Source organism: Sorangium sp. So ce375, from assembly GCF_051473855.1.
GTDB lineage: Bacteria > Myxococcota_A > Polyangia > Polyangiales > Polyangiaceae > Sorangium.
Window position 1 is genome coordinate 3,695,270 of sequence record NZ_CP150335.1, and the last position, 13,952, is coordinate 3,709,221.

The window sequence follows — 13,952 nt, forward strand, 5'->3', positions numbered from 1 at the left end:
CCAAGAGCGCCGAAATCACGGTAATTTCGAGCTTTTGTCGCCGCGACACCGCAGGGCAGATCTCGATTGACGACGATCGTCGGGCCGCCAACTGCCGTGGAACCCGAATGGCACGCGGTGCGGCAAGCGGGCGACCGCGACGGGTCCGGCGGGGAGGCCCATGGCGTCGAACACCAGCAAGTCGCTGCGCTTCTCCTGTTCACGCCAGGCCACGGCGAGCAGCCAGCCGTCGCCCTCGGCCGCGTCCTCCGCGCGCGGCACGAACACCGGTTCGGACACCACGTCGCCGTGCGGCAGCGTGTGAATGCTGCGTTCGCCGGTGTCGAAGTCGAATCGGGCGAGGCTGTTGTAGAGCACGCTCTCCGAGTCGCCTCGTGCGCGCGAGGTCGCATGGCAGGTGTAGAAGCCGTAGCGGTTGCGCCGCCCTGTGTAGCGCTCGTCGATACGTGGAAACTCCGCCACGAGATCGTCGAGGTAGTCACGCCGGAACCCGGTGCCTGCATCCGCCAGGTCGAAGGTCCAGCGGCACAGGCGCGCGGCCATCGCCTCGGGGTCGCCGGGGCGGCCCTCGGCGTCGGGCAGGCCGGGCGCGGTCTCCGACTGCATGACGTAGGCCACGATGGTGTCGCCGTCGTCCCAGGCATTCATCACATGGAACATGTGGCAGGCGTCGGTGTGGAACCAGCGCAGCGTGTCGGCCGCGTTCCCGCGCTGCATCACGCCGACGTGGGTCCGCAACTTTGCATCCCACGCCAGCAGCGGCTTGCCGCGCATGGCGCGTTCCACGCTGAGCGTCAGCGGCGTGACGGGAAAGAGCACATGCCCGCGCGTCACCATGAAGTCGTGCACCATGCTGGCATACGGCGCTGTGAACGACCGAAGCTGCGTGACCTCGCAGCGCGTGTCCATCACGCCATAGAGCATGCTCGGCGAGCAGGGGCCGTCGGGCGAGTACGCGAAGAAGTGCAGCTCGCCGCTCTCGGGGTCGATCTTGGGGTGCGCGGTGCAGCGCGAGGTCACGCGGTCGCCGAAGCTCTGGTGCCCCTTGGAAGCCAGCGTGCAGGGGTCCAGCTCGAAGGGCTGATGCGACTCCTCGAGCGCGAACAGCCGACCGCCGTGCCAGAGCATGCTTGTGTTGGCCGTGCCGCCGTTGCGGCCCTGCGCCAGCGGGTCGCTGGTGGCGGGGTTTCCGAAGGTGCCGAAGAGCGCGCGCCCGGCTTCGTGCTCGATCTGCCACTTCGGCGTGCGCGCCCAGCGGTTGCGGTACGACACCTTGCCGGCGCCGATGTGGAACGCATGCACCATGCCGTCGCCGGAGAACCAGTGATAGTCGTCGTCGCGCGGCGTGTACTGCGGGTTCGGGCCGACACGGTACAGGCTTCCTTCCAGCTCGAGCGGCAGGGTGCCCTCGATCTCGAGCGCCGCGATGTCGTGCTCCTCGCGGAGCGGTGCGTAGTTGCCGGTGAAGAAATGAGGATTCGTCTGCGTTTTTGCGTTCACGTGAGGCCTTCTGGCTTCAATTCATTCAGGGAGTCGAGGCGGCGTCGAGTCGCGCGATGGCTCGCCCGACATAGTCGGCCAGCGCCGCGTCGATGCCCGAGCCTGCGCGCAGGGCCGGGTCGTGGTGGAACGCGGCTCGCAGCTTCGCGTCCAGCGCGGCGTCGCCGCCGGCCTTGGCCAGCGACAGCGCCTGCCAACGCAGCGCGAGAGCGCGCACGGCTGCGCCGTCGGCTGGCGCGCCTGCCGCCATCTGTCGCCGAAGCTCGGCGATGAGCGGCGGCCATGCGTCGGTCTGCGCAACGTAGTGCTGGCGCAGCGTGGCCATGTCGCCGGCGCTGCAGTGGGGCGCGTAGAGCTGAAGACGCGCGAAGGCCATCGCATGCGATATGTACCGGATGCCGGCGCGGTCCACGCCGGTCAGCGCGTGGAGCGCCGGCTCGTTCCAGTGCATGGCGTAGAGCTTCATCAGCAGGCCTTCGTCGCCCCCGGCTTCTTCGAGCAGCAGCTCGATCCAACGTCGCGCAAGCGCCTGTGCCTGCGGGCTCTCGGGCGGTGTGCCGGCCGCGATCAGCTTGTGCAGCCACGCCGACAATCCGGCGCGCTCGGGCGCCACGGCGTTGGTGAGACCTTCGCGCTGCGCTTTGAGCGTGCGCTGTTCGTCGTCGCTGAAGTACTTCGAGCCCGCGACCATGCTCTCGAGCGCCACGAGCAAGTCGTCGATGCCGCGCTCTTCGTTGGCCTGCAGTTGACCCTGCACGGCGAGCAGGTGGGTGCGCAACGCGGACGCTCTCAGGATTTCGCGGTCGAGTTGCGCCACCTGCCGGGCCACCACCTCCGAAAGCCCGCCGGGCGCGTTGTCGAGCAAGCCTTGTATGTCGGCCAGCGACAGGTCGAGGCGCCGCAGCGCCTGGATGCGGTACAGCCGGGCGACGTCCTTCCGGTCGTACAGGCGGTAGCCACCCATGGACCTTCCGGACGGCACCAGCAGGCCAATCTCGTCGTAGTGCCGCAAGGCGCGCACGGTCAGCCCGGTGCGCCGGGCAAGCTCGCCAATCTTCAGAAACATGCGTTCGCTCTCGAGTTGAAGGCATCGTAGACCCTGCCGCTACGAGAGGGTCAAGCGGGTTTCTCCGGGGTCGGCGCTCGTCGTCGTTCAGGCCCACGACGGGACCGGCCAGCAGGCGCTGCCTGCTGGCGAAGCGCGCATCGGCGATGTTCGATTCATGAAACCCGTACGATCGGCAATCGGGACATCGTCGATCACCACCTGATTACGAGTGCTCCCGACGCCTCGTTCGCGGCGGGCTCCGTCGCGGTGTGCGAGCCCGGCGCGGTCGTCGCGGGCCACGCGGGCCACGACTGCCGGCCGGGAGCGATCGCCTCATGACGCAGCGCCGCGACCACATGCCCCTCCACGCCGAAAAAGCCGTACGTCCCGCTTGACCTTCATTCCGCGGTTGTGTGTAATCGGCTGCGCTGCGAATAGCCTTGAATTATGGACCGTCACCCTGCCACGGCGTCGATGGACTCGCCCATCGAAGCGTGAGTACCAGCGTGATGCAGCATGGTATCCGTGCCGACCGCGCCCCTGAAACGTCGGGGCGCGCCCGTGTCACCGGCTGCCGCCCTGGAGCTCACTCCGGTGCTCCTGGGACGGTTCTGAACGACATGCGTGACGCCCTCGCGTCGCTGCTCGGGCTCGCACACGGCGGCTGATGTTCTGCCCCTGAAGAGACTACTACCACCACACACGACATGACCTATCACGACTTCAGCTCCGAGGACGCCAGCATTCACCGCTCGTTCGAGCTCCAGGCCGGGCGCACGCCCGGCGTCGTGGCCGCATCCTTCGGCCCTGACCGGCTCACCTATCAGGAGCTGAATCGCCGCGCGAACCAGCTCGCGCACCACCTGAGGAGCCTGGGCGTCGGCCGCGACGTCCTCGTCGCGCTCTGCGCCGAGCGCTCCCTGGAGGCGCTCATCGGGCTGCTCGCGGCGCTCAAGGCCGGCGGCGCCTATGTCCCTGTCGACCCCGCGTACCCGCGGGAGCGGGTCGCCTTCATGCTCGAGGACGCCGGGGCGCCCGTCCTGCTCACCCAGGCGCGGCTGCTCCCGTCGCTGCCGCGCCACGGGGCGCGCGTGGTCCTCCTGGACGGCGATCGCGATCTGACCGCGGGCTTCAGCGGCGAGGACCCGCCGGACACCACGGGCCCCGACGACCTCGCCTACGTCATCTACACGTCGGGCTCGACCGGCAGGCCCAAGGGCACGCTGCTGACGCACCGCGGCCTCACCAACCTCACCCGCGCGCTGGCCGAGCGATTCGACGTGGCGCCGGGCTGCCGCGTGCTCCAGTTCGCGTCCCTCAGCTTCGATGCGTCGGTCTGGGAGATCGCGATGACGCTCGCCCGGGGAGGCACCCTGGTGATGGGGGCGCAGGCCGAGATGATCCCCGGGCCCGCGCTGCTCGGTCGGATGCGCGCGGAGGAGGTGTCGATCGCGACCTTCCCCCCCTCCGCGCTCGCCGCCTTCCCCGAGGGCGCGGAGCGCTCGCTGCCCGCGCTCCGGACCCTCATCGTCGCCGGCGAGACCTGCCCGGCCGACCTCGCCGCGCGCTGGGCGCAGGGGCGCACGTTCATCAACGCCTACGGTCCCACCGAGTTCACCGTGTGCGCCACGATGGCCGACGGGCTCGACCCGGTTCGGGACCCCGGCGAGCCCCTCTCCATCGGCCGGCCGATCAGGAACGCGCGCTGCTACGTGCTCGACCATGCCATGCGCCCGGTCCCGGACGGCGAGGCCGGCGAGCTCTACCTCGGTGGACCCGGGCTGGCCAGGAGCTACCTGGGACGGCCCGAGCTCACGGCGGCGCGGTTCGTCCCCGATCCGTTCAGCTCCACCGCGGAGGCCCGGCTCTACCGCACGGGGGACGTGGTGCGCCGCCTGCCCGGCGGCGATCTCGCCTTCCTCGGGCGCGTCGACCAGCAGGTGAAGATCCGCGGCCACCGCGTCGAGCTCGGCGAGGTCGAGGCCGCGCTTGGGCGCCACCCCGCCGTCCGCGCGGCGGTGGCCGTCGCCAGCGAGGGCCGCCTCGTCGCCTACGTCGTCGCGCGCCCGGACGCGCCGGACGCGCCCCCGGCCGCCCCCCGGGCCGTCGTGCCCGCGCTGCGCAGCTTCCTCCGCGAGAGCCTCCCCGAGGTCATGATCCCGTCGACGTTCGTGCTGCTCGACGCGCTGCCGCTCGGCCCCAGCGGGAAGGTGGACCGCGCGGCCCTGCCGCCGCCGGACGCCGCCCGGCCCGATCGCGGCGACGGCGAGCCCCTCGCGCCGCGCAACCAGATCGAGGCGGCGATCGCCGCGGCGTGGGCCGAGGCGCTCGGGATCGAGCACCTCGGCGTCCACGACGACGTCTTCGACCTCGGGGCGCACTCGCTGCTCGCCGCGCGGGTGCTGTCGCGGCTGCGCCGCGCGCTCGGCGTCGAGCTCTCCCTGCAGAGCCTGTGCGACGCCCCCACGGTCGCCGCGCTGGCCGAGCTCGTGGAGTCGCTCCCCCGGCCGAAGCAGCGCCCGGCCGCCGCGGCCATCCGGCCTGCGCCGCGCGACCGGCCCATCCCCCTCTCGCACGGGCAGCGGCAGATCTGGCTCCACGCCTCGCTCCACCCGGGCGCGCTGTTCTACAACGAGCCGTTCTCCCTGCGCCTCCGCGGGCCCCTCGACGTCCCGGTCCTGGGGCGCGCCCTCGACGAGCTCCTCAGGCGCCACGAGATCCTGAGGAGCGTCGTCGCGGTCGTCGGCGGCGAGCCCGTGCAGCAGATCCTGCCCCCGGCGCCGCTCGATCTGCCGGTCGTCGAGCTGACCGCGCTGCCGGCCGAGGCGCGGTGGGGGCGCGCCGTCGCGCTCGCCACAGACGAGGCCCGGCGCCCGTTCGATCTCGCCCGCGGCCCGCTGCTCCGGGCCACGCTGGTCCGGCTCGACGAGGCCGACCACGTGCTGTTCGTGGTGGTGCACCACATCCTGATGGATGGAGTCTCCATCTTCGACGCGCTCCCGAGGGAGCTCCACGCGCTCTACCAGGCGTTCGCCGCGGGCAGGCCGTCGTCGCTGCCCGAGCGCGCGATCCACTACGCCGATTACGCGGTCTGGCAGCGGGAGCAGCAGCTGAGCGGCGCCCTCCAGCCGCAGCTCGATTACTGGAGGCGACAGCTCGCCGACCTGCCCACCCTGGAGCTGCCGACCGACAGGCCGCGCCCGGCCGCCCCGAGCCTCGCGGGGGCCCGCCACTGCGTCGCCCTGTCGGGGGAGCTCACGCTCCGGCTGAAGGCGCTGGCCAGGGAGCAGGGCGTCACGCTCTTCGTGGTCCTGCTCTCGGCCTTCAAGGCGATGCTCTACCGGTACGCGCGGCAGGACGAGGTCGTCGTGGGCACGTCCGCGTCGTGCCGCCACCCGCCGGAGACCGAGGACCTCCTCGGCTTCTTCCTGAACACGCTCGTGCTGCGCACCGACCTGCGCGGCGACCCGACGTTCCGGCAGCTGCTCGGGCGCGTGCGGGCGGTGAGCCAGGCCGCGCTCTCGCACCAGGACGTGCCGTTCGCCAGCGTCGTGCAGGCGCTCCAGCCGAAGCGGGTCCCCGGCCAGAACCCGCTGTTCCAGGTCGCCTTCGTGCTGGAGCCGCCCGTGCCGGCGCTCGATCCGGGCTGGACCCTGAGCCAGCTCGACGTGGACACGGGCGCGTCCAAGTTCGACCTGATGCTGGAGCTCGACGAGCGCGAGGACGGCATCATCGGGCGCATCGAGTACAGCACCGCGCTGTTCGACGCCCGCACCATCGAGCGGATGGCGGGCCACTACGAGGCCCTGCTCGAGGGCGCGTCGCGCGACGTCGATCTGCGCCTCTCGGCGCTGCCGCTGCTCACGCCCGAGGAGCGGAGCGCGCTCCGCGCGTGGGGCACCGCCCCGGCCGGCCCCGGGTCGGACGCGTGCATTCACCGCCTCTTCGAGGCCCAGGTCGAGCGCTCTCCCGAGGCCGTCGCGGTCGTCTTCGACGACGGCGCGGGCAACGTCACGTCGCTCACCTACCGGGAGCTGAACCGGCGGGCCAACCAGCTCGCGCACACCCTGCTCGGCCTCCGCGCGCCGGGGGCGCCGGGGGCGCCGGGGCCCGAAGCCGCGCCCGGCCCCGACGAGGGGGCCCTCGCGCGCACCGACGAGGGCGCCCTCGCGCCCGAAGACCGCGTGGCCGTGTGCATGTACCGGTCGATCGAGATGATCGTCGCGCTCCTCGGCGTGCTGAAGGCGGGCCTCGCCTTCGTGCCCCTGGATCCGACCTACCCCACCGAGCGCCTCGCGTTCATGCTGGAGCAGGCCCGGGTCCGCGTGATGCTCACCCAGGTGCGCGTCGGCGCGGTGCTGCCGGGGTGCCGCGCGCGCGTCCTCTGCCTGGACGCGGATCCCGAGGAGATCGGCCGGGCGCGCGACGACAACCCGACGGAGCTGGCGACGCCGGACCAGCTCGCCTATGTCATGTACACGTCGGGCTCCACCGGCCGGCCCAAGGGCGTGGCCGTGCCGCACCGGGGCGTGGCCCGGCTCGTCAAGGGCACGACGTACGCGCGCTTCGCGCCGGACGAGGTCTTCCTGCAGCTCGCGTCGATCTCCTTCGACACGTCGCAGTTCGAGATCTGGGGCGCGCTCCTCAACGGCGGCCGGCTGGTCGTCATGCCCCCCGCGCCCGCGTCGCTCGACGACCTGGATCGCGTGATCCGGCAGCACGGGGTGACCACGGTGTGGCTCACCGCCGGCGTCTTCCACCTCCTCGTGGACGAGCGGATCACGGCGCTGCGCGGCCTGCGCCAGATCGTGGCCGGGGGGGACGTCCTGTCCCCGCAGCACGTCAACCGGGTCCTCGCCGAGCTCCCGGGGTGCCGGATGATCAACGGCTACGGGCCCACGGAGGCCGCGACGTTCGCCTGCTGCGCCGCGGTGGAGCGCCCGGTCGGCCACACGGTGCCCATCGGAAGCCCGATCCCCGGCACGAGGGTGCACGTGCTCGACCGGGATCTCAACGAGGTCCCGGCCGGCGTCCCCGGGGAGCTCTGCATCGGCGGAGAGGGCCTCGCGCGCGGCTACCTCGATCTGCCGGAGCTCACCGCGGAGCGGTTCATCCACGATCCCATCGGCGGCGAGCCGGGAGGGCGGCTGTACCGGACCGGCGATCGCGTCCGCCTGATGCCGGACGGGCAGCTCGAGTTCCTCGGCCGCATGGATCAGCAGGTCAAGGTCCGCGGTTACCGGATCGAGCTCGGCGAGATCGAGGTGGTCCTCGGCGAGCACCCGGCCGTGCGCGAGGTGGTCGTGGTGGCGCAGCCGGCGCGCTCGGGCGACCGGCGCCTCGTGGCGTACGTCGTCCCGCACGGCGGCAGGGCCGCGGCGCCGCCCGCGCAAGCCGGGGCCCGCGCGCGCCCGTTCATGGCGGATCCGACCGGCGGGCTCGAGCGTGCGATCCGCGATCACGCGCAGCGGCGGCTGCCCGACTACATGCACCCCTCGGCCATCGTGCTGCTCGACGCGCTGCCCCTCACGGGCAACGGCAAGGTGGACCGCCGCGCCCTGCCGGCCCCCGTCGAGCTCCGCCCCGAGAGAGCGCCCATGGTGGCGCCGCGGAGCTCGCTCGAGGAGCGGCTCACCGCGATATGGCAGGACGTCCTCGGCATCGAGCGCGTGAGCGTGCAGGACAACTTCTTCGATCTGGGCGGCCACTCGCTGCTCCTGATGCGCCTCCACGAGCGCGTCCGGGAGTCGTTCGGCAGCGATCTCTCCATCGTCGATCTGTTCGCGCGCCCGACGGTCACCGATCTCGCCGCGTTCCTCGCGAGCGGCAGCGGCGGCGGGAGCGACCTCTCGGAGGCCGACGCCCGGGCGCTGAAGCAGCGAGAGATCCTGAAACGAAAGAAGCAGGCAGCCAAGAGCAGACAGAATGGATCCGCTTGATCAACCCGTCCCGGAGGACCAAATCGCGATCATCGGGATGGCCGGCCGCTTCCCGGGCGCGAGGAGCGTCGACGCCTTCTGGCAGAACCTGCGCGATGGGGTCGAGTCGATCGCGGCGCTCTCGGATCAGGATCTCGCCGCGGCGGGCGTGCCCCCGGAGGTGGCCTCGGACCCGAGCTACGTCCGCGCGCGGGCCGTGCTCGACGAGGTGGAGTGGTTCGACGCGGCCTTCTTCGGGATGACCCCGCGAGAGGCCGAGATCCTGGATCCGCAGCACCGCTTCTTCCTGGAGTGCGCGTGGGAGGCGCTCGAGCACGCCGGGTACAACCCCGAGGCGTTCAAGGGGACCATCGGCGTCTACGCGGGCGCGAGCGGCCACGACACGTATTTCCTGAGCAACCTTTACCCGAACCACGAGCTCAGGAAGGCGATGGACTATCAAGTCTACGTCGCCAACGACAAGGACTTCCTGCCCACGCGGACCTCGTACAAGCTGAACCTCCGCGGGCCGAGCGTCGCGGTCCAGACCGCCTGTTCCACCTCGCTCGTGGCCGTCCACATGGCCTGCCAGGCGCTGCTCACCTACCAGTGCGACATGGCGCTGGCCGGCGGCGTGGCCATCAACGTCCCCACGCGGTCGGGTTACCTGTACCGGCACGGCATGATCCTCTCGCCCGACGGGCGCTGCCGCGCGTTCGACGCCGAGGCGCAGGGGACGGTGGTCGGCAACGGCGCGGGCGTCATCGTGCTGCGCCGGCTCGAGGACGCCCTCGACAGCGGCGATCACGTCGAGGCGGTGATCCGGGGCTCGGCCGTCAACAACGACGGCTCGGGCAAGATCGGGTTCACCGCGCCGGGCGTGGAGGGGCAGGCGCAGGTCATCGCGCAGGCCCTGGCGATGGCGAACACCGATCCCGAGACGATCAGCTACGTGGAGGCCCACGGCACCGGCACGCGCCTCGGGGATCCCATCGAGGTCGCGGCGCTCACCCGGGCGTTCCGCGCCCGGTCCCGCGGCCAGCGCAAGGGCTGGTGCGCGCTCGGCTCGGTCAAGCCGAACGTCGGGCACCTCGACGTCGCCGCCGGCATCACCGGCGTGATCAAGGTCGTGCAGGCGCTCCGCCACCGGCAGATCCCGGCCAGCCTGCACTTCAAGACGCCGAACCCGGAGATCGACTTCGCGAGCAGCCCGTTCTACGTCAACGCGGCGCTCGCGGACTGGGAGCCCGGCGACGGGCCCCGCCGCGCCGGCGTGAGCTCGTTCGGCATCGGCGGCACCAACGCCCACGCCATCCTCGAGGAGGCGCCCCACGCGGCGGCGGCGCCCGGCGGGCGGTCCTGGCAGCTCCTCCTGCTCTCCGCCCGCACGAGGACCGCGCTCGACACGATCACCGAGAACCTCGTCGGGTACCTCAAGGCGCACCCGGACGTCAGCCTGCCGGACGTCACGTTCACGCTCCAGGTCGGCCGCAAGACGTTCCCGCACCGGCGCATGCTCGTCTGCAACGACGCAGACGAGGCGGTGAGCCTGCTGTCGACGCTCGGGGAGCGGCGGGTCCTCGCGCACGTCGAGGAGGCCATCGATCGCCCGGTCGTCCTCATGTTCCCGGGGCAGGGCACGCAGTACGCCGGCATGGCGCGGGAGCTGTACGAGCGGGAGCCCACGTTCTGCGCCGGCGTCGATCTCTGCGCGGCCATGCTCCAGCCCGAGCTCGGGTTCGATCTCCGCGAGGTGATCTACCCGCCCCCGGGGCGGGAGGCGGCGGCCGCGGAGCTGCTCAAGCAGACGCGCTTCGCCCAGCCCGCGCTCTTCGTGATCGAGTACGCGCTCGCCACGCTCTGGATGGAGTGGGGCATCCGGCCCGCGGCGATGATCGGCCACAGCCTCGGCGAGTACGTCGCGGCCTGCCTCGCGGGCGTCTTCTCGCTGGAGGACGCGCTGAAGATCGTCGCCCGGCGGGGCAAGCTGATGCAGGAGATGCCGCCGGGCGCGATGCTCGCGGTCCCGCTGCCCGAGGCCGAGGTGCAGCCGCTGCTCGACGAGGGGGGCGGCGCGCTCTCGCTCGCGGCCGTCAACGGGCCGGCCGCCTGCGTCGTGGCCGGGCCCGAGGACGCCGTCGAGGCGCTCTCCGACCGGCTCTTCGCCGAGCGCGAGCTGGAGTGCACGCGCCTCCAGACGTCGCACGCGTTCCACTCCCGGATGATGGAGCCGATGCTCGCGTCGTTCACCGCGATCGTGGCCCGCGCGCGCCCGAGCGCCCCGAAGATCCCGATCGCGTCGAACGTCACCGGCACCTGGCTGTCCGCGGCCGACGCGCAGGACCCCGGGTACTGGGCGAGGCACGTGCGCGAGCCGGTGCGCTTCATGGCGGGGCTCGGCGAGGTGCTCGCCGATCCGACGCGCGCCCTGCTCGAGGTCGGCCCGGGCCGGGTGCTCGCGACCCTGGCCAAGCAGCACCCCGCGCGGGGCGCCCGCCGGGTGATGCTCTCGTCGATCCGGCACGTCCACCACCGCCAGTCCGACATCGGGTTCCTGCTGGAGACGCTGGGCCAGCTCTGGCTCTCCGGCGTCCGCGTCGACTGGTCGGGCTTCTACACCCACGAGCCCCGCCGGCGCGCGCCCCTGCCGACCTACCCGTTCGAGCGGAAGCGGTACTGGATCGACCCGCCCGCGCCCGCCGCCTCGAGCGCCGCGCGCCGGCCGGCGCGCAGCGCGCCGGAGCCGGCCGGCCTGCTCCACCTCCTGGCCTGGAAGCGCTCGGTGCTGTCGGGGTCGATGAAGGCGTCGGCCCGGCCGGCCAGGGCGCAGTGCTGCGTCGTCTTTGCCGACAGCTACGGGCTGGGCGCCCGGATGGAGATGCGGCTCCGCCGGGACGGCTACAAGGTCATCACCGTGCGGCCGGGCGAGGGCTTCGCCGAGACGGGCGAGGGCGAGTTCACCGTCGCCCCCGCGAGCCGCGCGGACCACGCGTCCCTCTTCGGCGCGCTGCGCGCGGCGGGCGTGTCCCCCTCGCGCATCATGTTCCTGTGGGGCGTGACCAAGCCCGCGCGCGCGCCGCTCGACGCCGGCCGCCTCGCGGAGGCCCAGCGGCTCGGGTTCGCCAGCCTCGTCGCGCTGGCCCAGGGGATCGGCGACGCGGGGATTCGCGACGAGGTGCGGCTCGGCGTCGTGACGAGCCACATGCAGAAGGTGACCGACGCGGCCGTGCTCTGCCCCGAGAAGGCCACGCTGCTCGGCCCGTGCGAGGCCATCCCCAGGGCGTACCCGAACGTCTCGTGCATCAGCGTCGACATCGACCTGCCGGAGCCGCGGACGCTGCAGGAGGCGAGGCTCATCGACCAGCTCCTCGCCGAGGTCACGCTGGAGCAGACCGAGCCCGTCATCGCCTACCGGAACGGCGAGCGCTGGGTCCGGATCTTCGAGCCCGCGCGCATGGACCGCGCCGAGGGCCTGCCGCCGCGCCTCCGGGAGGGCGGCGTCTACCTGATCGCCGGCGGGCTCGGGGCCGTCGGCTCCGCCCTCGCGGAGCACCTCGCGAAGGTCGCGCGCGCGAAGCTCGTGCTCGTGGGCCGGACGGCGCTCCCGCCCCGGGAGGCCTGGGACGGCCTCGCCGGCGCGAGCGCCTTCGACGCGCTACGCCGCAAGATCGGCGCGGTGCTCGAGATGGAGCGGCTGGGCGCCGAGGTGCTGCTCGTGACGGCCGACGTCACGCGGCTCGACGACATGCAGCGCGCGGTGGCCGAGGGGCTCCAGCGCTTCGGGCGGATCGACGGCGTGATCCACGCGGCGGGCGCCCGCCGCGCCGTGCCCCTCCAGCGCATGACGCGCGAGGAGGGCGAGGCGCTCCTCGCCCCGAAGCTCGACGGCGCGCTCGTCCTCGACGAGTCGCTCCGGGGCCTCCGGCCCGATTTCGTCGCGCTGTGCGCCGCGCGGACCGCGGGCGCCCGCGGGGCGGGCCTCGCGGGCCAGTGCGCCGCGACCGCCTTCCTCGGCGCCTTCGCGCAGCGGCGGGCCGCCGGTGACGGCCCGCTCACGATCGCGATCGAGTGGGACCCGTGGCAGCGGCAGGACGCCTCGCGCGGCAAGGATCCCGAGCCCGCGGCCGACTCGAGCGAGGGCGGCGCGGCCGCCGCGGAGGAGGGGATCTCGCGCGACGAGGCGCTCGACGCCTGGATGCGCGTCCTCACGAGCCCCACGCCCCACGTCCTGGTCCTGAAGCGGGAAGCGCAGGCCAAGCAGCGCCCCTCGGCCAGCTCGATCGCGCCGCCCTCGCGGGACGTCGAGTCCGAGGGCATCCCGAGATCGGTCCACCCGCGGCCCGACCTCGGCACGGCCTACGTGGCGCCGCGCGATCCGCTGGAGCGCGCCGTCGCCGAGGCGTGGGAGAAGCTGTTCGGCATCGAGCGGATCGGCGTCCACGACGACTTCTTCGCGCTCGGCGGCGACTCGCTGCTCGCCGTCCAGCTCATCTCCCGGCTGCGCAGCGTCGTGAACATGGATCTCCCCGGCCACAGCCTGCTCAACGCGCCGACCGTGGCGGCCCTGGCCGAGCTCATCGCGCAGTCCGACTCGCCCTCATCCACCTCGCTGTCGAGGCGCTCTCCCGCGCGCCTCTTGCCCGCGTCGCTCGTGCGGATCAAGCCCGGCACCGGGCGGCCGCTCTTCCTGATGCACCCGGTCGGAGGGCACGTTTACTTCTACCACGATCTCGCCACCTGCCTGGACCCGGCGCAGCCCGTGTACGGGCTGCAGGCGCAGGGCATCGAAGGCAAGGCGCCGCCCTTGACCCGCGTCGAGGAGATGGCCGCGCGCTACCTCGAGGCGGTACGGCGGCACATCCAGCCGGAGGGCCCCTACGTGCTCGGCGGGTCGTCCTTCGGCGGGGTCGTCGCCTTCGAGATGGCGCACCAGCTCATCTCCGGGGGCGAGCGCGTCGCGCTTCTCATGATGATCGACACGCCCGCGCCCTCGGCGGTGTTCCCCGAGGATCTCGACACCCCCGAGCGCCTCGCCTACCTGATCAGCGGCGATGCGAGTCTCCCCGTCCCCGCGGAGGAGATCCGGCACCTCTCCCCGGACGAGCAGCTGCTCCACGTGCTCCAGCGCAAGAAGGGTGTCTCCCGGATGTTCCCGAAGCTGGCGCTCCAGGAGCTCGCCACGTTCCGCAAGATCGTCACCGCCAACCTGCAGGCGATGCTGCGCTATGTCCCCCGCCCCTACCCGGGTGACGTGCTCTTCTTCGAGGCGAGCGAGCGCGACGCCATGACCGTGAACAACCCGGCGCGGGGATGGCTCGATTTGATCCAGGGCCAGCTCACTGTCCACGAGGTCCCTGGCAATCACATCACCATGAATTTGCCGCCGAACGTGCAAGTCATGGCCGATCATCTGCGCGCGGCCCTCGAGGCGGCGGGACATCAGGGCTGATGTTGACGCCCGGCCGGCGGGCTCTTTACCATGGGTG

4 protein-coding genes are annotated in these 13,952 nt (G+C 72.4%); 2 read left to right on the plus strand and 2 right to left on the minus strand.

Annotated features, from left to right (window positions below; all coding sequences use genetic code 11):
- Window positions 1-15: 15 nt before the first annotated feature.
- Together WME90_RS13935 and WME90_RS13940 are read right to left on the minus strand one after the other, a co-directional pair.
- On the minus strand, window positions 16-1,500 hold the full coding sequence (locus WME90_RS13935; protein ID WP_437281594.1) for a carotenoid oxygenase family protein: 1,485 nt from the start codon (window positions 1,498-1,500) through the stop codon (window positions 16-18).
- 25 nt (window positions 1,501-1,525) lie between these two features.
- A complete protein-coding gene (locus tag WME90_RS13940; protein WP_437281595.1) occupies window positions 1,526-2,566 on the minus strand; it encodes a MerR family transcriptional regulator in 1,041 nt (346 codons plus the stop codon).
- A gap of 689 nt (window positions 2,567-3,255) precedes the next feature.
- Between WME90_RS13940 and WME90_RS13945 the strand changes: the two genes are divergently transcribed.
- Together WME90_RS13945 and WME90_RS13950 are read left to right on the plus strand one after the other, a co-directional pair.
- Entirely contained in the window at window positions 3,256-8,487 is a 5,232-nt protein-coding gene (locus WME90_RS13945) for an amino acid adenylation domain-containing protein (RefSeq protein ID WP_437281596.1), read from the plus strand.
- Window positions 8,474-13,915 (plus strand): type I polyketide synthase, encoded by a 5,442-nt coding sequence (locus WME90_RS13950; protein WP_437281597.1) that lies wholly within the window; start codon window positions 8,474-8,476, stop codon window positions 13,913-13,915. Before WME90_RS13945 ends, WME90_RS13950 begins: the two co-directional genes overlap by 14 nt.
- Window positions 13,916-13,952 lie beyond the last annotated feature (37 nt).

What these genes read in the sequence shown, in the direction of transcription:
- WME90_RS13940 (WP_437281595.1), bottom strand. Translation starts at nt 2,566, where the DNA reads ATGTTTCTGAAGATTGGCGAGCTTGCCCGGCGCACCGGGCTGACCGTG.
- WME90_RS13945 (WP_437281596.1), top strand. Translation starts at nt 3,256, where the DNA reads ATGACCTATCACGACTTCAGCTCCGAGGACGCCAGCATTCACCGCTCG.
- WME90_RS13950 (WP_437281597.1), top strand. Translation starts at nt 8,474, where the DNA reads ATGGATCCGCTTGATCAACCCGTCCCGGAGGACCAAATCGCGATCATC.